Raw genomic sequence first — 21555 nt, forward strand, 5'->3', positions numbered from 1 at the left:
ACAGTGCGGACGACGGCGAGGAGACACGGGTGACCAGGTGGACGGGGACCGCATGGACAGGGACGCGGATCGACACGGCACCGCGACGGAGCACCGGGGCCGCCCGTCGCCGGCCGGGCGCCGAGGCCCACGGGCCCGCCGACCCGCGGCGTGGCACCGACCCGCTGCGGGTCGCCGTCGTCGCCCCGCCCTGGCTGGAGCTCCCGCCCGACGCCTACGGGGGTGTGGAGGCCATGTGCAGCGACCTCGTGGACGCCCTCGTCCGGCGTGGTGTCGCGGTCACGCTCCTGGCCCCGGGGGAGCACGGGACCACCGCGGCGTTCCGTCCGACCGGGCCCGTCGCCGATCCCCGGCTCATGGGCCAGGCTCTCCCCGAGGTGGTGCACGCGGCGCAGCTCCCCGAGCTGCTGGCCGACCTCGGGGTCGACGTGGTCCACGACAACACGCTCGCCGGCCCGCTGGTCGCGGCGTCGCACGGGCTCCCCACGGTGGTCACCGCGCACGGACCGGTCCAGGGCGCCCTGGGGACCTACTACCGGGCCCTGTCCGTCGGCGCGGCCCTCGTCGCGCTCTCGGACGCCCAACGCGGGGACCTGCCGACGGCGCGGTGGGCGGCGACGGTGCCCAACGGGGTGCGTCCCGACCGGTTCCCGTTCCGCGCGGAGAAGGACGAGTACGCCCTCTTCCTCGGTCGCATGAGCCCGGACAAGGGCCCGGTGGCGGCCATCGACGCCGCCCGGGCCGCCGGCATCCCGCTGGTGATGGCGGCCAAGTGCCGCGAGGACGCCGAGGTGGCGTACTTCGAGCACGCCGTGGAGCCGCTCCTCGGCGGGGACGTGGAGTGGGTCGGAGAGGTCGGCGGCCGGCGCAAGCTCGACCTCCTCGCCGGCGCGCGCTGCCTGCTGTTCCCGATCGACTGGGAGGAGCCGTTCGGGATGGTGATGATCGAGGCCATGGCGTGCGGGACCCCCGTGGTCGCCCTGCGCCGCGGCGCGGTGCCGGAGGTGGTCGACCACGGACGCACCGGCTGGGTGTGTGACCGGCCCGTGGAACTGCCCGGGGCGATGCTGCGCGCCCACGAGATCGACCCCCGCGAGTGCCGGGCGGTCGTCGAGGGGCGGTTCTCCGACGCGAAGCTGGCCGCGAACTACGAGCGGGTGTACCGCCGGACCGCCGCGGTCGCCCGGGAGGCGGCACGGCCCGCCTCCTGAGCGGTGCGGCGCGCCCGGACGGGCACGCCGTCCGCCCGACCCGGGTGGGCCCTAGCTGGACGGGGCCCGCTCGGAGCCGAGGGTCACCGGGACCTGGCGGGGCGGGGCGCCGGGCGACGCCACGGTGAGCGTCACCGGTGCGCCCGGGTCCTCCGCCCGCACCGCGGCGACGAGCGAGTCGCCGTCGTCGACGATGCGGTCGTCGACCCTCGTGACCACGTCGCCCGGCTTCAGCCCGGCGTTCGCCGCCGGACCGCCGGGGGTGACGGAGCCGATGGTGGCCCCGTCCCCCGAGGTGGACTGCCCCTGGTCGGACCGTACGCCGACCCCGAGGACCGCCTGGGTGGCGAAGCCCTGCCGGGCGAGCTGGTCACCGATCCGCCGGGCCTGGTCGATCGGGATCGCGAATCCGAGGCCGATCGAGCCGGACTGCTGCCCGCCGCCCGCACCGCCGGACGAGGAACCCAACGTCGCGATCGCCGAGGTGACGCCGACGATGCGGCCGTCCATGTCGACCAGCGCTCCCCCGGAGTTGCCGGGGTTGATCGCGGCGTCGGTCTGGACGGCGTCGATGACGGTGGCCTGGCCGCTCTGCGCGCCTCCGGTCGCGACCGGCCGGTGCAGCGCGGACACGATGCCCGAGGTCACCGTGCCGGACAGCCCGAGCGGGGAGCCGACGGCGACCACGCCCTGGCCGACCCGGAGACGGTCGGAGTCGCCGAGGGCGATCGGCGCGAGGCCGGACAGTCCGGTCGCGCGCACCACCGCGAGGTCCGCGGTCGCATCGGTGCCGACGACCTGCACCGGGGCGCGCCGTCCGTCCTGGAGGACCGCCTGCAACTGCGGCGCCGCCCCGGGCTGCCCGCCCCCGGATCCGTCCGGCGCCGGGGTCCGGGCCCGGCCGGCCTCGAGCACGTGGGCGTTGGTGAGGATGAGCCCGTCGGCGGACATGACGATGCCGGAGCCCTCGCCGGATGCGCCCCGCAGCTGCACGACGCTCGGCAGCACCTCCTGGGCGACCGCCTCGACCGACCCGGCCGGTGCCGCCGAGGCGCTCGGGGACGACGCCGGGCCGGAGGTCCCGGAGACCACCGAGCTCCTCGGGCCGGAGTCACCGGAGCTCGCGGCCCCGCAGCCGACCGTCCCGCTCGCGACGAGCAGCGCCGCCACCGCGGGGACGAGCACCTGCGGGCGACCACGCCGTCCGCCGCGCCGACCCCCCGGGCGCGGGTCGGGTCCGCCGCGTCGTCCGGCCTCGACGTCGGCATGCTGGTCGGTCATGGGTCCTCCTTCGGACCGGGCGCCGAGGCGCTCAGGTGCGGGTGGGCGGCGCCGGGCACGGCGCCAGGTGGGGCGGCAGGCCGTGCACGTCCCACCCGTCCGCGTCGACCCCGAGCTCCAGCCGCGCGCCCGCCAGCGGCAGGCGACCGGCGCGGAACGGCAGCATCGCCTCCGGCAGGGCCGGCGCGAACCCCAGCCGGCCGCGGGGCACGTCGGGGTGGAACCGCAGCAGGGTCCGCAGCAGCGAGACCGGGGTCGCGGCCGCCCACGCCTGCGGGGAGCACGACGTCGGGTAGGGCACGGGCGCCGGGAACTCGTCCCGGTCGAAGCCGCAGAACAGTTCCGGCAGGCGGCCGCCGAACGCGCGGGCGGCGTCGAGGATGCCGAGCGCCACCTGCTGCGCCTCGGCGACGAACCCGTAGCGCATGAGCCCGGCGGCCACGAGCGCGTTGTCGTGCGGCCACACGGAGCCGCTGTGGTAGCCCATGGGGTTGTAGGCGCCCATGTCGGCGGCGAGCGTGCGGACGCCGAACCCGGTCCACATCGTCTCGCCGACGAGGTGCCGGGCCACCTCCCCGGCCCGCTCCGGCGGCACGATGCCCGACCAGAGGCAGTGCCCGATGTTGCTGGTCAGCGCGTCCACCGGGCGCTTCCCGCCGTCCAGTGCCGTCGCGTACCACCCGCGGTCGGGCAGCCAGAAGGCCTCGTCGAACCGCTCGCGGAGCTCCGCCGCGCACCGGCGGTGGTCGGCCGCGGTCGCCGGGTCGTCCACCGCCTCGGCGAGTTCGGCGCGGGCGCAGTGCGCCGCGTACACGTAGCCCTGCACCTCGGCCAGGGCGATCGGCGGCTCCGCGATCCGGCCGTCCGCCGCGGTGATCCCGTCGAAGGAGTCCTTCCAGCCCTGGTTGACCAGGCCCCGGTCGGAGGCCCGCCGGTACTCCACGAACCCGTCGCCGTCGCGGTCGCCGTACTCCCGGACCCAGGCCATCGCCCGGTCCGCGGCGGGCAGCAGCTCGCGGAGGTCCGCGTGCGCCAGGCCCCACCGGTGCAGCTCCCCCAGCAGCACCACGAACAGCGGCGTGGCGTCGACCGTGCCGTAGTAGGCGGAGGAGCCCACCCGGCCGACGCTGCCCTCCCGCCCGCAGCGCACCTCGTGGACGATGCGGCCGGGCTCCTCCTCGGTGATCGGGTCGACCCGCGTCCCCTGCAGGTCGGCGAGCATGCGCAGCGTGCCCAGGGCCAGCTCCTGGTCCACCGGGAGCGCCATGAGGCTGGTGAGCAACGAGTCCCGGCCGAAGAGCGCCATGAACCACGGGGCGCCCGCCGCCACGACGCGGCGGCCGGGGTGGGCCGGGTCGGCGATCTGGAGCGCGCCGAGGTCCTCGGTGCTCGTGTCCAGGGTGGTCTCGAGCCAGGAGTGCGGGGTCTCGGCCACGGGCGCCGACAGCCGCCACCGTTCCATCCGCCGGGCGGCGTCCCCCTCCGGGCTCGCCTCGTCGGGCGCGGGCAGGGTGTCGTGCGGCCCCAGCGCGACGGTGACGGTCCAGCGGGTCCGCCACGACGACCGGCCCGGGACGACGACCGTGTGCCGGAACGTCCCGCTGCTCGCGTGCGGGTCACCGTCGCCCACCACGCGCATCCGGGACCGGTGCGGGGAGGACGCGAGCACGAAGGTCACCCCGAGCCCGTCGTCCTCGGTCACGATCCGCGGCCGGGAGTCGACCCGGCTCTCCTTGACCTCGAACAGGTCGGCGAAGTCGGCCTCCACCTCGAGCTCCACGGTCAGGCCGGCCGCCTCCGCCGCCAGGTTGCGGATGGTCACCTCCTCCACCATCCCGTCACCGACGCTGCGGGTGCGCTCGACCAGGAGGGTGGCGTCCGCCCGCCCCGTGCGGGGCGGTGTCCGCCCGACGAAGGTCGCCCGGAACCGCTCGTCGTCGCGGAGGGCGAGCGGGTCGACGGGCGCCCCGTCGATCCGCAGTCGCCAGGCCGACACCACCCGGGTGTCGTCGACGAAGAGCCCCTGCACCCCGCCCGGGGTGATGTCCCCGCCGACCGCGGACAACGAGAACGACGTGCCCGCGACCAGCGTCGTCGTGCCGCCGTCGACGTCGACCCGCGGCGGGGCCTCGTCGGAGACCCCGCCGCCGCCGGACGTCGTCACGTTCCCGCGCGCCGTCGCGTCACCAGGCGGTAGATCCCGAGCAGGATCAACGACCCGATGAGGGCCAGGACCCAGGTCCGGAGATCGAAGAAGTCGCCCAGACCGGTGCCGAACAGCGCCCGGCCGAGGAACCCTCCGAGCAGGGCGCCGACGATCCCGATCAGGGTCGTCACGATCACGCCACCAGGGTCGTCCCCGGGCATGACCAGCTTCGCCAGTGCGCCCACCACGAGTCCCAGCACGATCCATCCCAGAATGCCCATGACCACTCCCTCAACACGTTCTCGGTTCGGTTCTCCTGCGAGCGCCGAGGAGGGTGGGTCCCGGCCCGGGCGTCCCGTCGGAGGCGTCCACGATGTGCCGCGGACGTCCGGACCGTCGCGGTCACGGCGGGCCGAGAACCCGCGCCCGCTCTGGTCCCGGCGTGCGAGGCCGGCGGTCGGCCCCACCACGGGGCCCCCGCACGGTGACGTGCGGGGGCCCCGCGTGGACACGACCGTCGTTCAGGGGCGGAAGACCGCGCGCACGCAGCCGTCCTCCTTGTTCTTGAACAGGTCGTAGCCACGGGGGCCCTCGTCCAACGACAGGACGTGGGTCGCCAGGTGGCTCGTCGAGATCTCGCCGCGGGAGAGGCGCTCCAGCAGCATCGGGACGTAGCGCTGCCCGTGCTGCTGGGCACCCCGCAGAGTGAGTCCCTTGTTCATTAGTGCCCCGAGCGGGAACTTGTCGACCAGCCCGGCGTACACCCCGAGGGCGAACACCGACCCGCCCTTGCGGCAGGCCATGACCGCCTCCCGGATGGCGGGCGGCCGGTCGTTCTCCAGACGCAGCTGCTGCTTGACCTTGTCGTAGATGTACTCGGGACCGTAGGTGTGGGCCTCCTGGCCGACGGCCTCGATGCACACGTCGGGACCCCGACCGCCGGTGCGTTCCCGGAGCTCGGCGCCCACGTCGGTGGCGCTGTAGTCGATCGTGGCCGCCCCGATGTGTGTCTCCACCATCGCGAGGCGCTCGGGCAGCCGGTCGATGACGTGCACCTGCTCGGCACCGAGCAGCATGGCCGCCCGGGCGGCCATCTGGCCGACGCCCCCGGCGCCCCACACCGCGACCGTGTCGCCCGGCCCGACGCCGCCGAGGTCCGCGCCCATCCAGCCGGTCGGCAGACCGTCGGAGGCGAACAGCGCGGTCAGGTCGTCGATCTCCTCGGGGACTCCGAACGCCCCGTGGTCGGCGAACGGGACCCGCACGTACTCGGCGTGGCTGCCCATGAAGCCGCCCATGGCGTGCGAGTAGCCGTAGATCCCGCCGGGGTCCTGACCCCACAGCGCCTGGGTGATCCCGGGGTTGGTGTTGGTGTTGTCGCACAGCGACCACAGGTCGTGGTCGCAGTACCAGCAGCTGCCGCAGCCGATGAACGACACCACCACCACCCGGTCCCCGACCTGGTGCTTCGCGACCTCGGGCCCGACCTCGACGACCTCGCCCATGAACTCGTGGCCGATCACGTCGCCGGCCTCCATGGCCGGGATGTACCCGTCGAGCAGGTGCAGGTCCGACCCGCACGACGTGGTGTACCGGACCTTCACGATTACGTCGTGGGCGTTCTGGATCCGGGGATCCGGGACGCGCTCCACGGCGAGCTTGTTGACGCCCTCCCAGCACAGGGCCTTCACAGTCGCCCCTCTCCCCACGCGCGGTTGGTCACCGCACGCGGCACCTGCCCGGCCGGTCCGGGGTGGCTCGACCCGGGCCGGGACGGCTCGACCACCTCACCGCACTCGATGATCGACTTCGTCTCCCGCAACGCCGCCCGGACCGCGCGCCGCAGGTCGACCGACCCGCCGTCGGGAGCCGTCGGACGAGCTGCCAGCTCGGCGCCCTTGTCACCGGGGGCCGCGCGGACGGTCACCTCGATCTCGTTCCGCATCCGGCTCAGGGGGCCCGACCCGTCCACCGCGGTCCGGACTTCGTCCGGGTGCCGGTAGACCGTGACCACCAACCACCGGCCCGCGCCCGCGACCTCCTCCCGGGGCGTCTGCTCGACGCGCCCGACCAGCCCGAGGACCGTGTCGATCGCCCGGTCGGCCCAGGCCCCCGGACTGGCCACCGCCCGGCTCATCAAGCGCCCTGACCGGGGTGGAGCACGACCTTCGTCCAGCCGTCCTCACGGGCGTCGAAGTGCTTGTAGGCCTCCGGCGCCTCGTCGAGCGACAGGTCGTGCGAGACGATCCAGGACGGCGTGACCTTGTCGGCGGCGATGAGGGCGCGCAGGTCGCGGTTGTAGCGCTTCACCGGACACTGGCCGGTGCCCATCTTCTGGCCCCGGAACCAGAAGTTGCCGAAGTCGAAGCGGGCCTTGCCCTGCTGGGACAGCTCGTCGGGGCCGCCCGGGTCCTGCGGGACGAACACCCCCACGGTGCCGATGCCGCCGGTGAAGCGCACCGAGGCGACGAGCTTGTTCAGCGTGTCGGCGTTGTCCTCGTTCCCCTGCGGGTCGTGCGCCTGGTAGCCCACGCACTCGCACCCGCGGTCCGCCCCGCGGCCCTTCGTCAGCTCCATGACCTGGTCGACGGGCGAGCCCTTCGAATCGTCGATCGGGATCGCACCGATCTCCTCGGCCAGCCGCAGCCGGTCGGGGTGCCGGTCGACGACCATCACCTGGGCCGCGCCGCGCGTGACGGCCGAGAGCGCGGCCATCTGGCCGACGGGTCCGCCGCCGTAGATGACGATGGTCTCGCCCGGCTTCAGGCCGGACATCTCCACCGCGTGCCACCCGGTGGGGAAGATGTCGGAGAGCATGACGTAGTCGTCCTGCTTGTCCCGGGCGTCCTCGGGCAGGCGCAGGCACTGGAAGTCGCCCCACGCGACGCGCAGGTACTCCGCCTGCCCGCCCGGCCACGGGCCCATGTCCGCGAACCCGTAGGCGGCACCGGCGATCCCGGGCTCGTTGGCCCGCAGGCAGTAGTTGGTCAGGCCGTGCTCGCAGTTCTGGCAGTGCCCGCAGCTGACGTTGAACGGGGCGGAGACCATGTCCCCGACCTGGATCTTGTCGACGGCGTCCCCGACCTCGACGATCTCGCCGAGGTTCTCGTGGCCGAAGATGCGGCCCGGTTCGAAGTCCGTGCGGCCCTCGTACATGTGCAGGTCGGAGCCGCAGATGTTCGTCGAGGTGATGCGGACCAGGACGTCGGTGGGCTGCTCGATCCGGGCGTCCGGGACGTCGTCGACGCTGACCTGACGGGGACCGTGATAGACGACTGCCTTCATGGCGTGTCCTCTCGTTGGGGCGGGAAGGGCGGGGCTGCTCAGGCGCCCGCGGGCGTGCGGGCGAACTGCTCGACGACGGCGGCGCAGAACGCGGCCATGTCCTGCGGGCCGCGGCTGGTGGTGAACTGGCCGTCGACGCAGACCTCCTCGTCGACGACCTCGGCGCCGGCGTTGCGCAGGTCGGTGCGGATGCTCGGCCAGGACGTCAGCCGCCTCCCGCGCACGCAGTCGGCCTCGGCGAGCGTCCACGGGCCGTGGCAGATCGAGGCGATCGGTTTGCCACTCTCGACGAACGAGCGGACGAACGAGACCGCGTCGGAGTTCGTCCGGAGCTGGTCGGGGTTCATCGTGCCGCCGGGGAGCAGCAGCGCGTCGTAGTCGTCCACCGACGCGTCGGAGACCTGGCGGTCGACCGGGAAGGACCCGGCCGGGTCGAGGTCGAACTGGCGGGCCGCGATCTCGCCCTCGTGGATCGACAACAGTTCGGTCCGGGCGCCCGCGCCGTAGAGCGCCCCCCGGGGTGCCTCGAGCTCCACGCGCTCGACGCCGTCGGTGGCGAGGATCGCGACCGTGAGGCCGCGCAACTCGGCTGCCATGAATTCTCCTCCTGGTGGCGAGCAGGGATCGTCCGAGCCGAGGTTGGGCAGCGCGAGGGCGCCGCAGACGGCGCGGGGCCGGTTCCGTCCGCCCGGGCGGACGGAACCGGCCCGATTTCGGCCCGCCGGGCCGACGAGCCGGCGGCGGCCGGATCCCGGCCGGACTCGCCGCCGGCCCTCGTCGCGAGCAGGCTGGGCCCGACGGACAGGGACGAGGAGGGCGCATGACCGCACGCGTGACGAGCGACCTGCTGCTGGTGGGCAGCCTGCCGACGCCGTCGGCCGAGGAGGCGTTCCGGGCGGGGGCAGGTCTCGTCGGCGACCTCGTCCCCGCCCTGCCCGACGGCGAGTCGGGTCCGCTGGGGGCGTGGGTGGCCTTCGACCGCACGCGACTGCTCGAGCCGCACCCCGACCTCGAGGTCCTCGAGCCCACCGCCTCCCCCACCGGGCGCGCGCGGCACGCGTACGAGACCGCGCGGCTGACCGTGCGGGACGGCGTCGAGACGCTGCGGTTCGAGGCGTGGCCGCGGGTGCCGGTGATGCTGGAGTCCTACGGCCTCTTCACCCGGCTCCGCGCCGAGGGCGTGATCCCGGCCCACCTCCGCTTCCAGGTCAACTTCCCCTTCCCCTCGAGCGTCTTCACCGGCGCCTTCAAGGACCACTACGCCCGCGACTGGGCCGTCGTCGCCCCGGCGCTCGAGGACCTGACCCGGCGCGCGATCGACGAGGTGCTCGCGGTCGTCCCGGCGCACGACCTCGCCCTGCAGTTCGACCTCGCCTACGAGGTCCTGGACAACGAGCAGGTGCTGGGCTGGACCGAGGGCGGTCCCGACGGGGCGTGGGACCGCTTCGCCGGACCGTGGTCGCGTCTCGCGCCGCGGGTGCCCGAGGACGTCCTGCTCGGCCTGCACCTCTGCTACGGCACGTTTCCCGAGTGGCCCATGTTCGAGGCCCGGGACATGGGCCTGCTCGTGCGCATGGCGAACCACGCGGTCTCCCACGCCGGGCGCCCGCTCGACTGGCTGCACCTCGCCGGGCCCCGCTACCTGCGCAGCGAGGACGAATCCTTCTTCGCGCCCCTCGCCGACCTCCGCGTCCCCGACACCCGCGTGTTCCTCGGGATCGTCCTGCCGATCGACGGCGCACCCGGCCTGCGCCGCCGCCACGCCACCGCGGCACGCTTCCTCCCCGACTTCGGCGTCGCGATGTACTGCGGGTTCGGACGTCAGCCCGGCCAGGACCCCGCCGAGACGCTGCGCGAGCACGCCGAGGTCGTCACCGCGGTCCGGCGATAGTCCGAACACGGACGGTCCACCCGGCGGTGGGACCCCCGACCGGGCTACCGTCCCGACGATGCAGCGTCGCATCGCGCCGCGCCCGACGGCCGCGGACCGGGTCGTCGGGACCGCCACCGTCGCGGCCGGGGTCGTCTACTCGGCGTTCCTGGTCACCCCGCTCGTCGGGACGGACCTCGACCCCGGACGGTCCTTCGTCAGCGAGCTCGCCGCGCTGGACCAGCCGCACGGGGCGGCGTTCCGGGCGGTCGACGCCGTCGTCGGGATCGTCGTCGTGACCGCCGGCGTGCACGTGGCCCGCCGCGGCGAGGTCGCCGCCGTGCGCTGGGCCGGGGTGGCCCTCGGGTTGTTCGGGCTGGCCACCGTCCTCGACGTCGCCGCCCCGATGACCTGCGCACCCTCTGCCGACGCCGCGTGCGCCGCCGCCGAGGCGTCCCGGTCGACCCTCGCCCTCGGGGCCCACGAGGGGGCGAGCGTCCTGGCCAACACCGCCGCGGTCGTCGCCGTGGCGCTGCTGGTGGCCGCCCGCTCCCGGGACCGCCCGCCCGACCGCCCGGCGAGCCCGGCCGAGGGGACGCTGCTCGCGGGCCTGCTGCTCGTCGCCGCGTCGGGCCTGGTCGTCGTGCTGGAGGAGGGCGTGGGGCTCGGCCTGCACGACGTCGTCGGATGGGTGCAGCGGGTCCAGGTCGTCGCGCTCTCCGCGGTCCTCGTGACGATCGGGCTGGTGGTCGTGCGCGGGTCCCACTGGCGGCGGCCGTGAGGGCGCGCACGGTGGCGATCGTGCCGGGGCTCGGGTCGCCGCCGGGCGAGTGGGATGCCGTCGTCGAGGCCCTCCCGGCCTCGGTCGCGGTCCTCGTCGTCGACCCCGCCGACGGTCCCCCGCTGCGCACCCCCGCCGACTGGACCCCGCGCGCCGTCGCCGACCGCCTCGCGCAGCGGCTCGACGGCGCCGCCCGACCGGTCCTGCTGGTCGGGCACTCCGCGGGCGGGCTCGCCGTGCAGGCCCTGCTCCACGGCGATCCCGAGGTGGCCGGCGCGGTCCTGGTCGACGCGTCCCACGCGCACTCGGTCCGCCCCGCGCCCGCCGCCCTCGCCCGGGCCGGCCGGGTCCTCGCCGACCTGGTCCTCGCCACCGGGATCGGCACCGTGCTCGGGCCGGCGCTCCGGCGGCTCGGCGTCCGAGCCGGGACCGTCCGTCGTCGGGATCGCCTGTCGCCGGCCGCGGTGCGCGCGGTCTACGCGTCGCCGGCCTGGGCCCGGACGACCGTCGACGCCTGGTTCGGCCACGCGACGCTGCAGGCCGGGGTACTCGCGTGGCAGGCGGAGCGCGGCGCTCCGCGTCCCCCGGTCCGGCTGCTGGTCGGCGCCGCCGGGTCGGGGCGGGGCCGCGCCCGGTGGATCGCTCTCCAGCGCGACCTGGCCGTGCGACTCGCCGCTCCCCCGCCGCGGCTGCTCGACGACGCCGGGCACCTGGTCGCGCTCGACCGGCCGGACGCCGTCGTCGAGGAGATCCACGCGCTGCTCACCGGGGGAGCTTCACCACCGACACGAAGAAGTCGTCGATCTGACGGATGATGTCGATGAAGCGCTCGAAGTCGACGGGCTTGGCCACGTACGCGTTCGCGTGCAGGTCGTAGCTGCGCAGGATGTCCTCCTCGGCCTGCGACGTCGTCAGGACGACGACGGGGATGGCCCGCAACGTGCCGTCCGACTTGATCTCCTCGAGGACCTGCCGGCCGTCCTTCCGCGGCAGGTTGAGGTCGAGCAGGATCAGGCCGGGCCGCGGCGCGTCGCCGTACCGCCCCTGCCGGCGCAGGAACTCCAGCGCCTCCACCCCGTCGGAGACGACGTGCAGGGTGTTGCGGAGCTTGTGGTGCTCGAAGGCCTCGCGGGTCATGAGGACGTCGCCCTCGTCGTCCTCGACCAGCAGCACGTCGATCTCGTCAGGCGGCGTCATGGGTGTCCTCCGGGGTTGCGGGGTCGAGCACGGGCAGGGCGACGACGAACGTGCTGCCGGGCCCCGGGGTCTCCTCCAGCCAGACGGTGCCACCGTGGTGTTCGACGATCTTGCGGCACATCGCGAGGCCGATCCCGGTCCCGGGATAGGTCGACTTGCCGTGCAGGCGCTGGAAGATCACGAAGATCTGCTCGCCGTACTCCGGCTCGATCCCGATCCCGTTGTCGGTGAACCGGAGCAGCCACCGGCCGTCGTCGCGGTCCACCGCGACGTGGACCCGCGGAGGGTCCTCGCCGCGGAACTTGAGCGCGTTCGCGAGCAGGTTCTGGAAGACGGTGGCAAGCAGGGCCGGCTCGGCGCGCACCCGCGGGAGCTCGTCGTGGGTGATCTCGCCCCCGGCCTCCTCCAGCGCACCGGCGAGGTTGCGCACCGCGCGATCGAGCAGCTCGCCGGCGTCGATCTCCTCGACGGGCCCGTCCGCCCGGCCGACGCGCGAGAACGCGAGCAGGTCGTTGATGAGCACCTGCATCCGCTTCGCGCCGTCGACGGCGAACTCGATGTACTGGTCGGCGCGCTCGTCGAGCTGCCCGCCGTAGCGTCGTTGGAGGAGTTGGCAGAAGCTCGTGACCTTGCGCAGCGGCTCCTGCAGGTCGTGGGAGGCGACGTAGGCGAACTGCTCGAGGTCGGAGTTCGACCGCTCCAGCTCGCGGCCGCGCGCGTCGAGCTCGGCCCGGGCCAGCTCGATCTCCGCCATCTCGGCGAGGAGCGCCCGCCGCATCGCGTCGACGTCGCGGCTCAGCGACGTGATCTCCTTCGGCCCACGCACCCCGATCGGGCGCTCGAGGTCCCCGGAGGCCACGTCGCGCACCTCGGCCGCGAGCTGCTCGGTGGGGCGGACGACGGCCCGGCGCAGCCAGAGCAGCAGCCCGACCAGCCCGGCGGCGAGGACCACCAGCGCCACCAGCCCGACGACGTCCACGGTGCGCGCCGCGGCGTTCGCCCGCTCCAACGCGGCCGGTCCGAGCAGCTCCCCCAGCGCCGCGCGTTCCCGCCCCAGCGCGGCCAGCGCCAGCCCGGTCACCACGCCGACCACGGCGAGGAGGGCGGCGCCGACCACCCCGGCGGTGACCAGCAGGCGGTGCAGCGACCGGCGGGCCAGCGGGTCGCGCTCCGACGTCCGGGTGCTCATCGGCGCGACACCACCAGGACGGCGGCCACGTCGTCGATCCGCTCCACGGTGAGCGCCCGGACCCCCGTCATGACCCGCTCCAGCATCCGCTCCGCCTCGAATCCCTCGTCCGTCTCCTCGGCCAGGCACCGCTCGACCACCGCGAGCAGGCCGTCGGTGCCGAGCACGTCCTCGCCCTCGGCCACCGCCGACGGCACCGGGCGGCCCTCCACGAGGCCGTCGGTGTAGAGCAACAGGCCCCACCGGGGCGGGAGCTCGATCTCGAGGTCCTCCCACCGGTCGTCGGCGACGATCCCGATCGGCCGCCCGAGCCGGCTGACCGGCAGCGGCCGGACCCCACCGTCCAGCTGCATGAGGACGGGTGGCGGGTGTCCCGCGAGCCGCAGGCGGCCCCGCCGTCGGTCGGGGTCGACGGTGAGGACGGCCAACGTCGCGAAGATGCCGGTGCGGGCCCGCTCGTGGACGAGCAGGCGTCCGAGGGTGGGCAGCATCTGGGTGCCGGAGGTCTCGGCGAGGACGACCGTCCGCCACGCGATCCGGAGGTTCACCCCGAGGGCCGCCTCGTCCGGGCCGTGCCCGCAGACGTCGCCGATCACCACGTGCAGGGTGCCGTCGGACCCCTCCACGGCGTCGTAGAAGTCGCCCCCGAGCAGCCGCCGGCCACCTCCTGGCTCGTAGCGCACGGCGATCTCGACGTCGGGGTCGGCGACCAGCGGGGTCGGGAGCAGCCCGCGCTCGAGGCGCACGTTCTCCTCGGCGCGGGTCTGGGCGTCCCAGAGCTGCTGGCGGACCCGCTCGCCGCGGACCCGCTCCACGGCGTAGCGCAGCGAGCGCTCCAGCGACGGGCCGTCGACGTGGTGCTTGAGCAGGTAGTCCTGCGCGCCCGCCGCGACCGCGCGGGTGCCGAGCTCGTGGTCGTGCCGGCCGGTCAGCACGACGACGGCCGGGCCGCCGTGGTCCCGCAGCACGCGGGCCAGGGCGTCGAGTCCCTCGCCGTCGGGCAGGGCGAGGTCGAGCAGGACGCACTCGACGCGGTCGAGGTGCCGGTCGGCCTCGGCGAGGCTGCGGGCGCGGTGGAGCGTCACGCGGAACCCACCGGCGACCTCGGCGTCGGCGAGGTGCTCGGCGACCAGCAGCGCGTCGGCGTCGTCGTCCTCGACGAGGAGCACCGCGAGCGGCGCGGCGGCGCCGTCGAGCGTGGCGGGCACCGCCCCTCCTCCCCGCAGCGCAGCGACTCGGCGCGCCGCCGGGGTCGAGCGCGAACCGGCAGGAAGTTTAGGGCCTGCGGGCCCCGCGCCGGTGGCCACCCCGACCGGGCACGCAGGTCACGACGACGAGCCCGCCCGCGCCGCCCGCTCCTCCGAGGCCTCGACGACCTGCACCTTGTCGCCGACCTGCAGCTCGGCGAAGGTCGCCCGGGCGTCGTCGTCCTCCATCCGCACGCAGCCCGCGGACGACCGCGCCGGATCCCCGGCGTGGAAGGCGATCCCGCCGTCGGCGAAGAACACCGAGTCCGGCATCGGCGCCGGGCGGCCGTCGGGGGTCTGCGACTCACCGCTGACGTGGTCGGCGTCCTTGCGGTAGACCCGCAACGAGTGTCCGACCGGCGTCTCGTGCCCCTCGCCGCCCGAGGCGATCGTCATCGGACCGCGCACGACGCGGCCGTCGCGGACCAGCCAGGCCCGTTGCGACTCCAGGTCCACACAGGCCCGCGCCGAGATCGAGCACGGCGTCCCGGGCGTCGCGGGCTCGGCGTGCGCGGCCTGCGCGACCGGGTTCGTCTCGGCCGAGTCGTCGGCCAGCGCCGGGACCGCGAGGGCCCCGGCGGCGACCAGGACCGCGCCGGTGAGGGCGGCCCCGATCCCCCAGCGGCGGGGGCGGCCGTCCGGCCCGCGATACCGGCCGCGGTGCCGGCCACGCGGGACCGGCGGGTCAGCCTCGATGATGTCGACCTCCCGATCCGGGTGCTCTCCCCCTCGATGTCGGAATCCGGGACGAGCGGCTGGAGCCTCCGACCGGGCGACACCAGGCGTATCCTGCGGACATCGGGGCCTCTCCGGCCGGCGTCCACGCCGGCCTTCCCCGACAGAACTGCACACCGGCCGCCCGGCGGCCTGGACGGGGCGCCGACGATGTCGGGACCAGCTGTGGTCGAGAGCAGTCACCCCGGAGCCGCGCCGTGAACGCCCGGCCCCGCTTCACCGCGAGCGAACCCGCCCGGAGCCCGGGCGACCAGGAGGCCGCCTCGGCCGAGGCCCGCCTCCGGGCCGTGCGCGTCGTCGCGGCCCGGAGCACCGGCGTGGAGGACTGCCGCGAGCTCCTCGACATGCTCGGGCTCCACTCCGCGGCCGGGCTGCCGGGACCGGCGCCCGGCGAGTACGTGGAGTTCTCCCCGCCGCGCCCGGCCGCGCGCTGAGCCCCGCCGTCGGGATCAGTCCTGCGGCGGGGTCCGGTCCAGCAGGCCCGTCCGGCGCAACCACAGCACGATCGCCAGGCAGGACAGCAGGGTGCCGCCCACCCCGAAGGTGAAGAACGCCCAGGCGGAGCCGATGTGGTCGAGCATCCACTGGAAGTTCGTGCCGAAGAACCCGGTGAGCGCGGTCAGGGGCAGGAAGATCGTCGCGACGATCGTGAGCCGCTCCTGCACCTCGTTGGAGTAGGTGTCGAGCATCCCCTGCAGCGACTCGCGGTCCGCGTCGATCTCGTCGAGGGCCTGGGAGAGGTGGTCGCCGACGTCCGCGAGGTAGGCGCGGGCCTCCTCCTCGTCCGCGGAGATCGCCACCACCTGCTCGGCCACCCGCGGGAACACCTGACGCTGCACCATGAGCGTTCGGCGGAGCCCGTTCAGCGACCGCCGCAGCACCGCCATCCGGTCGCGGTCGCGGGCCCGCGGGTGGTCGAAGATGGTCTCCTCGAAGGCGTCGACCTCCTCGCCCACCGTCTCGAGCCCCTCGGTGAGGGAGTCGACGACGGCGTCGATCACCCGGTACACGAGCTCGCCCTCGCTGCAGGCGCCGTGCAGGTGACGACGGACCCGGTCGAGCTGGGCCGGCGGCCGACGGCTGATCGTCAGGACCGACGCACCGATGACGTGGACGTGCACCTCGACCAGCTGGGGGGTGGCGCCGGCCGACGTCGTGAGTCCGTAGAGGACCAGGAGCATCTGGTCCTCGTAGCGGTCGAGCTTCGGGCGCTGCTCGAAGTCCCGACTGTCCTCGAGGGCGAGCGGGTGCAGCCCCAGGGCCTCCGCGACGGCGGCGAGCTCGGCCTCGTCGGGGTCGGTCAGGTCGAGCCACGTCGGCTCGTGGCGGGCGTGCCGCGCGCGCAGGTCGTCGAGGTCGGGGGTGTCCAGAGCCAGCACGGGCGATGGTCTACCCCGGAGCCGGGCCCGCGAGTCCCGCGGGCCCGCTTCCGGTGACCCTCAGACCAGCGACGCGGTGAGGCCGCCGTCGAGCACGTAGTGGCTGCCGGTGACCCAGGAGGCGCGGTCGGAGGCGAGGAACGACGCCACCTCGGCGATGTCCTGCGGCGTCCCGAGCCGCCCCTGCTTCATGGCGACGAGGTCGGTGAACGGGACCTGCGTGGCGGCCTCGAAGTCGGGCACCAGCCGCTCCACCATCGCCGTGTCGGCGAAGCCCGGGCAGACCGCGTTGACGCGGACGCCGGCCGGACGCATCTCGACCGCGGTCACCCGCGTCATCTGGATCACCGCCGCCTTGGTGGCGCAGTACGAGCCGAGCAGCGGGCTGCCCCCGACGCCCGCGATCGAGGCGATGTTGACGACGTTGCCCTTGGACTCCATCAGGTGCGGGATGGCGGCCTTCATCGCGACGAACGGGCCACGGACGTTGACCGCCCAGATCCGGTCGAAGCTCTCCGTCGACTGCTGCAGCAGCGGCGAGGAGATCTCGATGCCCGCGTTGTTCACCAGGACGTCGAGGCCGCCGAGGATCTCCACCGCCTTCCCGATGGCCGACTGGACCTGGGCCTCGTCGGTGACGTCGCAGTCGGCGACGCCGGCCGCGCCGATCTCGTCGGCCGCGGCCTTGCTGGTGGCCGGATCGAGGTCGCTGACCACGACCCGGGCGCCGTTCTGCGTGAACAGGGTGGCGATGGCCTTCCCGATGCCGGCGCCGGAGCCGGTGACGAAGACGCGCTTGCCCGCCAGTTCGGTCATGTTCGTTCCCTCACGTCGATGTGGTCGGTCAGGACTGGGGCGCGAGTGACGCGCGGATGTCGGCCTTGAGCACCTTGCCGACCGTGGAACGCGGCAGGTCGGGCCAGAACTCGACCTGCTTCGGGGTCTTGACGCTGCCGACGCGGGCCTTGACGAAGCCCATGACCTCGTCGGCGTCGAGAGTGGTGTCGGGCTGAGGCTGGATCACCGCGACCACCCGCTCGCCCCACAACTCGTCGGGCAGGCCGATCACGGCGCAGTCGCGGACGCCGTCGTGGGCCATCACGGCCTGCTCCACCTCGGCGGAGTAGACGTTGAAGCCCCCGGTGATGACCATGTCCTTCGCGCGGTCGACGATGAACAGGAAGCCCTCGTCGTCGAGGTAGCCGATGTCGCCGGTGTGGTGCCAGCCGTGGGCCGAGACCTCCGCGGTGGCCTCGGGGTTGCGGTAGTAGCCGGCCATCACCAGCGCGCTGCGCACCACGATCTCGCCGCGCTCGCCCCGGGGCACGAGCTGCCCGTCGGACCCGAGGATCGCCACGGTGACCAGCGGGGAGGGCTTCCCGGCCGAGGTGAGCCGCTCGGTGTGGATCGACCCGTCGGCACGGCGGTGGTCGGTCGGCGCCATCGTCGAGATCATCATCGGCGCCTCGGACTGGCCGAAGAGCTGGGCCATCGGTCCGATGCGCTCGAGGGCCTCGGCCAGCCGGGTCGGCGACATCGGGGCGGCGCCGTACCAGAAGCACTGCAGCGAGGAGAGGTCCGTCGTGGGCAGGGCGGGGTGGCCCAGCACCATGTAGATCAGGGTGGGCGGCAGGAACGTGTGTGTGACCCGGTGCGCCGCGACGAGTTCCAGGAACCGCCCGACGTCGGGCTTCGCCATGATCACGACCTCGCCGCCGCGCGCGAGGACGGGGAAGCACAGCACGCCTGCCGCGTGGGTCAGCGGAGCGAGCGCGAGGTAGACCGGGCGCTCCTCGAAGGGGTAGCTCATCAGCGTGATCGCCGACATGACCTCGAGGTTGCGGTCGGTCAGCATGACGCCCTTCGGGCGCCCGGTGGTGCCACCGGTGCCCACGAGGGCGACGACGTCGTCGGCCGGGGCGGTCTCGTCGGACGGGTCGTCGCGCGCGGCGTCGAGCCAGGCGTCGAAGGCCTGCGCCGTGCCCGCGGCGTCCCCCAGACGCACCAGGGTCTTCAGGGCGGGCAGGTCCGGGGCGATCGCCGCGACGAGGTCGTCGAACGCCGGCTGGAAGACCAGCACGGAGCAGTCGAACAGGTCGAGCAGCTCCGCGGTCTCCCCCGCCGCGTTCCGCGGGTTGATGGGGCACCAGACCGCGCCGGCCCGGGCGATGCCGAACACGCAGGTGAACGCGACGGGATCGTTGGCCGAGAGGATGCCGACCTTGTCGCCCGGCGCGACGCCCGAGCGGCGCAGTGCCCGGGCCACGGCCCGGGAGAGCTCGACGACCTCGCCGTAGGTCCGCGAGACCCCGTCGAGCGTGAGACACGGGGCGTCCGGGTCGAGCGAGGCGCCCTTGTCCAGGTAGAAGCTCAGCGACATCGCTCGCCCGGGACCTCCGTTCGGCGGCGCCACTGTGCGCCGGATCACGACCTTGGCGAGGTTCTGGACGACTGTCAAGGAAATCGTGGACGCCTGGTCGGGACGGCTCGTGTCCGCCGTATCGTGGCCCCGTGACCAGCTCCCCCGTCCGCGCTCGACGGTCCCCCGCGGACAAGTTCGAGGACCGCCGGCGGGAGCTCGCGGACGCCGCGCTGCTGACCCTCGCCGAGCTCGGGTACGCCCGGACGAGCCTGCGCACGATCGCGGAGAACACGTCGTTCTCGCACGGCGTCCTGCACTACTACTTCCGCGACAAGGTCGAGCTGATCACCTACTGCGTGCAGCGCTACAAGGTCGCCTGCGTGCAGCGCTACGACGCCGTCGTCTCCGGCGCCGACACCGCAGACGGGCTCGCCGCGGCCTGCGGCGAGGGGCTCGCCGCGACCTTGCGCGAGGACGCGGTCCTGCACCGGCTCTGGTACGACCTGCGGGCCCAGGCCCTGTTCGAGCCGGCGTTCCGCGCCGACGTCGCCGAGATCGACGACAGCCTGCAGGCGATGATCTGGCGGGTGGTGACCGGCTACGCCGAGCTGGGCGGACGCGCCCCCACGGTGACGTCCGCGTTCGCGTACGCGCTCTTCGACGGGCTGTTCGGCCAGGCCCTCGCCCGGCATCTCGACGGCGCGCAGGACGCGGCCGACGACCTGCGGACCGGGGCGCAGGACCTGCTGCCACGCCTGTTCGTCTGACGGCGGGACCGGCGGCGTCCAGCGTCGCCGTGGTCGGCGATCGACACCCGCGGTGTGGACGGGCATGGAACACGTCGCACACGGGGTAGGCACCTGCGATGGCGTCCAGACCGGAGCGCTCCACGCGCGAACACGTGAGCCAGGAGACCGTCGAGCGGGTCGGGGCCGACCTCGCGCGCACGCTCGACGCGGCGGCCCGCCGACTGCTCGAACGCGGCGAGGAGGAAGGGGTCGACCACACCCTCGAGCTGGTCGTGCGCGGGGCGGTCCAGACCGTCCCGCATGTCGACGACGCCGGGATCTCGCTGGTCATGAGCGATCGGAAGATCGAGTCGCACGCCCCGAGCACCGGTCGCGTCAACGACCTCGACCGGCTGCAGGACCAGCTCGGCGAGGGTCCGTGCCTCGACTCGATCGGTCAGGAGCAGCGGATCGTCGTCGACGACATGGCGGCCGCCACCGACCGGTGGCCCCGCTTCGCCGCCGCGGCCGCCGAGCGCGGCGTCGGATCGCTCATGTCCTTCCAGCTCTTCGCCGAGAACGGCAGCGCCGGCGCGCTGAACCTGTACGCGTCGCGTCCGCACGTGTTCGACGAGAGCACCGCCGACGCGGGACGGCTGTTCGCCGCCCAGGCCGCGCTCCTGCTCCACGGCGCCCAGCGCGTCCAGGGCCTGCACGCCGCCCTGGCGAGCCGCGACGTCATCGGTCAGGCCAAGGGGATCCTCATGGAGCGCTTCGGCGTCGGGCAGGCGCGGGCCTTCTCGATGCTCGTCGAGTCCTCGCAGAGCACGAACCTGAAACTGGCGAAGGTCGCGGAGTGGCTCGTCGGCGAGGCGGAGCGGAGGGGCGCCGCGGGCTGAACCACCCGGCGCCCAGCCCCACCACCGATCAGGACCGGCCGGCCGGCACGCGCTCGACGACCATGGTGTCCGCGTCGCCGTACGCGTACTCGCCCTCGGCGTACGGGTCGCCCTCGGCGTACGGGTCGGTGATGCGCTCGACGAAGGCGGTCTCGGCGAACGCGGACTCCGGCAGCGCCGACTCGAACGCGGTCGGCTCGAAGGCGGTCGGCTCGAAGGCGGTCGGCTCGAAGGCGGTCGGCTCGAAGGCGGTCGGCTCGGCCGGGACCGGGGCGAACGGGGCGGGGCGCACGGCGGCGACCTGCGTCGCGTCGTCCTCGAGGACGGGCGCCGCGTGCCGACCCGCGTCCGCCACGACCGGTGCGGACGTCGGCCCGGGCTCCGGCGCCGGACCCGCGGGCGGCTGCTCCGCGGTCATCCGGCGGTGCAGCATCCGGTAGCGGATCGCCGCGGCCGCCGCCGCGCCGACGCCGAGCGCGCCCAGCACGAGCGGGACGTCCGAGCCGTCGTCACCGGTGTCCGGCCGGCCCACGGCGGTCCGGTCGACCGCGGTCGAGGGATCGGCGGCCGGAGCCGGAGCGACCACCCCGGGCATCGTGCCGAGGCCCGCGGGCGGGGCGAGCGGTGCGCTGGGGAGCGACGAGCCGAGCAGGGAGGGCGCCGTCGCGGCCGGGGCCGTCGCGAGGGACCGGGGCGCCGCGACCGGCGGAGCGACGGGGGCGACCGGCGGGGCGACGGCGCGCGGCGCGGTGGCGGCCGGCGCAACGGGGGCCACCGGGGCCACGGGCGCGACGGGGTACGCGGCGGCGGGAGCGGGCGCGGCGACCGGACGCGCCACGGCGTTGACGCGGACCTGGCAGAGCACGCCGGCCTGCCACACCTGCGTGGACGGCGACCGCTCGGTGACGTTCACGGTGTAGGGCTTGCCGGTCCGCGAGCTGATCCGCACCTGGTCGCCGGGGCTGGCGGTGACGGTGTCGCCGCAGGCCGCCGGGATGACCTGCCCCTGCGCGGCCGGCGCGGGCGCGGGCGCGGCGAGGGCCGCGGCGGCGCCGCCGAGCAGTCCCGCCGTGACGGAGCCCGCGATGACGAGGTTGCGGGCGATCCCGCGTGCCGGGACGGACATGCCGAACCTCCCACTCCTGCGGCGCCGCTGCCGCGTCGACGACCAGTGACCGGTGCAACGACGCTGCATCCTCCGGGTGACGGCGGGAAACGTGCGTCCGTCGTACGGCACCATCGCGG

22 protein-coding genes are annotated in these 21555 nt (G+C 74.6%); 7 read left to right on the forward strand and 15 right to left on the reverse strand.

The genetic code is table 11. From position 1 onward, the window contains the following. Nucleotides 1–29 precede the first annotated feature (29 nt). Nucleotides 30–1211, forward strand: coding sequence for a glycosyltransferase family 4 protein (locus QSK00_RS26270; RefSeq protein ID WP_285595739.1), 1182 nt, complete (start codon nt 30–32; stop codon nt 1209–1211). 51 nt (nt 1212–1262) lie between these two features. Here QSK00_RS26270 and QSK00_RS26275 read toward each other — a convergent pair whose 3' ends face one another. The 7 genes from QSK00_RS26275 to QSK00_RS26305 all read right to left on the reverse strand — a co-directional run bounded on the left by QSK00_RS26275 (nt 1263) and on the right by QSK00_RS26305 (nt 8519). After that, a complete protein-coding gene (locus QSK00_RS26275) occupies nt 1263–2492 on the reverse strand; it encodes a S1C family serine protease (protein WP_285595742.1) in 1230 nt (409 codons plus the stop codon). 31 nt (nt 2493–2523) lie between these two features. Further along, nucleotides 2524–4656 (reverse strand): amylo-alpha-1,6-glucosidase, encoded by a 2133-nt coding sequence (locus tag QSK00_RS26280; protein ID WP_285595744.1) that lies wholly within the window; start codon nt 4654–4656, stop codon nt 2524–2526. Continuing rightward, a complete protein-coding gene (locus tag QSK00_RS26285) occupies nt 4653–4919 on the reverse strand; it encodes a GlsB/YeaQ/YmgE family stress response membrane protein (RefSeq protein ID WP_285595746.1) in 267 nt (88 codons plus the stop codon). The genes QSK00_RS26280 and QSK00_RS26285 overlap by 4 nt, the downstream gene beginning before the upstream one ends. Nucleotides 4920–5159: 240 nt before the next feature. Beyond that, the gene (locus QSK00_RS26290) at nt 5160–6329 is read right to left on the reverse strand and encodes a zinc-dependent alcohol dehydrogenase (RefSeq protein ID WP_285595748.1); all 1170 of its coding nucleotides are present in this window, start codon (nt 6327–6329) and stop codon (nt 5160–5162) included. After that, on the reverse strand, nt 6326–6763 hold the full coding sequence (locus QSK00_RS26295; protein ID WP_285595750.1) for a hypothetical protein: 438 nt from the start codon (nt 6761–6763) through the stop codon (nt 6326–6328). Before QSK00_RS26295 ends, QSK00_RS26290 begins: the two co-directional genes overlap by 4 nt. An 11-nt stretch (nt 6764–6774) precedes the next feature. Beyond that, on the reverse strand, nt 6775–7923 hold the full coding sequence (locus QSK00_RS26300; protein WP_285595752.1) for a glutathione-independent formaldehyde dehydrogenase: 1149 nt from the start codon (nt 7921–7923) through the stop codon (nt 6775–6777). A 38-nt stretch (nt 7924–7961) separates the two neighbouring features. Next, a complete protein-coding gene (locus QSK00_RS26305; protein ID WP_285595754.1) occupies nt 7962–8519 on the reverse strand; it encodes a type 1 glutamine amidotransferase domain-containing protein in 558 nt (185 codons plus the stop codon). Nucleotides 8520–8743: 224 nt separating this feature from the next. Between QSK00_RS26305 and QSK00_RS26310 the strand changes: the two genes are divergently transcribed. From QSK00_RS26310 to QSK00_RS26320, 3 genes are read left to right on the forward strand one after another with little or no spacing between them, the layout of a single operon-like run. Then, nucleotides 8744–9814: a hypothetical protein gene (locus tag QSK00_RS26310; RefSeq protein WP_285595756.1), complete on the forward strand. Its 1071-nt coding sequence runs from the start codon at nt 8744–8746 to the stop codon at nt 9812–9814. Nucleotides 9815–9872: 58 nt separating this feature from the next. Beyond that, nucleotides 9873–10574, forward strand: a complete 702-nt coding sequence (locus QSK00_RS26315) for a DUF998 domain-containing protein (protein WP_285595758.1) — start codon at nt 9873–9875, stop codon at nt 10572–10574. 11 nt (nt 10575–10585) lie between these two features. Next, on the forward strand, nt 10586–11389 hold the full coding sequence (locus QSK00_RS26320; protein WP_285595760.1) for an alpha/beta fold hydrolase: 804 nt from the start codon (nt 10586–10588) through the stop codon (nt 11387–11389). Here QSK00_RS26320 and QSK00_RS26325 read toward each other — a convergent pair. From QSK00_RS26325 to QSK00_RS26340, 4 genes are all read right to left on the reverse strand, one after another. Then, nucleotides 11337–11771 carry a response regulator gene (locus tag QSK00_RS26325; RefSeq protein ID WP_285595762.1) on the reverse strand — a complete coding sequence of 145 codons (435 nt, stop codon included), beginning with the start codon at nt 11769–11771 and terminating at the stop codon, nt 11337–11339. The two genes, QSK00_RS26320 and QSK00_RS26325, sit on opposite strands and share 53 nt — an antisense overlap. Next, a complete protein-coding gene (locus tag QSK00_RS26330; RefSeq protein ID WP_285595763.1) occupies nt 11758–12960 on the reverse strand; it encodes a sensor histidine kinase in 1203 nt (400 codons plus the stop codon). The genes QSK00_RS26325 and QSK00_RS26330 overlap by 14 nt, the downstream gene beginning before the upstream one ends. Then, nucleotides 12957–14168, reverse strand: coding sequence for a PP2C family protein-serine/threonine phosphatase (locus QSK00_RS26335; protein ID WP_285595765.1), 1212 nt, complete (start codon nt 14166–14168; stop codon nt 12957–12959). The genes QSK00_RS26330 and QSK00_RS26335 overlap by 4 nt, the downstream gene beginning before the upstream one ends. Before the next feature lie 117 nt (nt 14169–14285). Next, complete coding sequence (locus tag QSK00_RS26340; protein ID WP_285595767.1) at nt 14286–14663, reverse strand: L,D-transpeptidase; 378 nt, start codon at nt 14661–14663, stop codon at nt 14286–14288. Nucleotides 14664–15139: 476 nt separating this feature from the next. Here QSK00_RS26340 and QSK00_RS26345 point away from each other — a divergent pair, with 476 nt between their 5' ends. Further along, nucleotides 15140–15376 (forward strand): hypothetical protein, encoded by a 237-nt coding sequence (locus tag QSK00_RS26345; RefSeq protein ID WP_285595769.1) that lies wholly within the window; start codon nt 15140–15142, stop codon nt 15374–15376. 15 nt (nt 15377–15391) lie between these two features. Here QSK00_RS26345 and QSK00_RS26350 read toward each other — a convergent pair whose 3' ends face one another. From QSK00_RS26350 to QSK00_RS26360, 3 genes are read right to left on the reverse strand one after another with little or no spacing between them, the layout of a single operon-like run. Continuing rightward, nucleotides 15392–16321, reverse strand: a complete 930-nt coding sequence (locus QSK00_RS26350) for a magnesium transporter CorA family protein (protein WP_285595771.1) — start codon at nt 16319–16321, stop codon at nt 15392–15394. A gap of 60 nt (nt 16322–16381) precedes the next feature. Next, nucleotides 16382–17137, reverse strand: coding sequence for an SDR family NAD(P)-dependent oxidoreductase (locus tag QSK00_RS26355; RefSeq protein ID WP_285595773.1), 756 nt, complete (start codon nt 17135–17137; stop codon nt 16382–16384). 28 nt (nt 17138–17165) lie between these two features. Further along, complete coding sequence (locus QSK00_RS26360) at nt 17166–18701, reverse strand: acyl-CoA synthetase (RefSeq protein WP_285595776.1); 1536 nt, start codon at nt 18699–18701, stop codon at nt 17166–17168. A 131-nt stretch (nt 18702–18832) separates the two neighbouring features. On the opposite strand from QSK00_RS26360, the gene QSK00_RS26365 reads away from it, so the two are divergent. Together QSK00_RS26365 and QSK00_RS26370 are read left to right on the forward strand one after the other, a co-directional pair. Continuing rightward, nucleotides 18833–19450 carry a TetR/AcrR family transcriptional regulator gene (locus QSK00_RS26365; RefSeq protein WP_285595779.1) on the forward strand — a complete coding sequence of 206 codons (618 nt, stop codon included), beginning with the start codon at nt 18833–18835 and terminating at the stop codon, nt 19448–19450. A 134-nt stretch (nt 19451–19584) separates the two neighbouring features. Continuing rightward, nucleotides 19585–20310 (forward strand): GAF and ANTAR domain-containing protein, encoded by a 726-nt coding sequence (locus QSK00_RS26370; protein ID WP_285595781.1) that lies wholly within the window; start codon nt 19585–19587, stop codon nt 20308–20310. Between the two features lie 28 nt (nt 20311–20338). On the opposite strand, the gene QSK00_RS26375 is transcribed toward QSK00_RS26370, so the two are convergent. After that, nucleotides 20339–21436, reverse strand: coding sequence for a hypothetical protein (locus QSK00_RS26375; protein ID WP_285595783.1), 1098 nt, complete (start codon nt 21434–21436; stop codon nt 20339–20341). Nucleotides 21437–21555 lie beyond the last annotated feature (119 nt).

It is taken from the genome of Actinomycetospora sp. NBRC 106378 (assembly GCF_030269685.1).
Classification (GTDB): domain Bacteria; phylum Actinomycetota; class Actinomycetes; order Mycobacteriales; family Pseudonocardiaceae; genus Actinomycetospora.

Excerpts from the sequence above, each read along its gene's own strand:
- QSK00_RS26355 (WP_285595773.1), bottom strand. The coding sequence starts at position 17,137 with ATGACCGAACTGGCGGGCAAGCGCGTCTTCGTCACCGGCTCCGGCGCC.
- QSK00_RS26285 (WP_285595746.1), bottom strand. The coding sequence starts at position 4,919 with ATGGGCATTCTGGGATGGATCGTGCTGGGACTCGTGGTGGGCGCACTG.
- QSK00_RS26315 (WP_285595758.1), top strand. The coding sequence starts at position 9,873 with ATGCAGCGTCGCATCGCGCCGCGCCCGACGGCCGCGGACCGGGTCGTC.
- QSK00_RS26360 (WP_285595776.1), bottom strand. The coding sequence starts at position 18,701 with ATGTCGCTGAGCTTCTACCTGGACAAGGGCGCCTCGCTCGACCCGGAC.
- QSK00_RS26300 (WP_285595752.1), bottom strand. The coding sequence starts at position 7,923 with ATGAAGGCAGTCGTCTATCACGGTCCCCGTCAGGTCAGCGTCGACGAC.
- QSK00_RS26330 (WP_285595763.1), bottom strand. The coding sequence starts at position 12,960 with ATGAGCACCCGGACGTCGGAGCGCGACCCGCTGGCCCGCCGGTCGCTG.
- QSK00_RS26375 (WP_285595783.1), bottom strand. The coding sequence starts at position 21,436 with ATGTCCGTCCCGGCACGCGGGATCGCCCGCAACCTCGTCATCGCGGGC.
- QSK00_RS26325 (WP_285595762.1), bottom strand. The coding sequence starts at position 11,771 with ATGACGCCGCCTGACGAGATCGACGTGCTGCTGGTCGAGGACGACGAG.
- QSK00_RS26305 (WP_285595754.1), bottom strand. The coding sequence starts at position 8,519 with ATGGCAGCCGAGTTGCGCGGCCTCACGGTCGCGATCCTCGCCACCGAC.
- QSK00_RS26310 (WP_285595756.1), top strand. The coding sequence starts at position 8,744 with ATGACCGCACGCGTGACGAGCGACCTGCTGCTGGTGGGCAGCCTGCCG.
- QSK00_RS26275 (WP_285595742.1), bottom strand. The coding sequence starts at position 2,492 with ATGACCGACCAGCATGCCGACGTCGAGGCCGGACGACGCGGCGGACCC.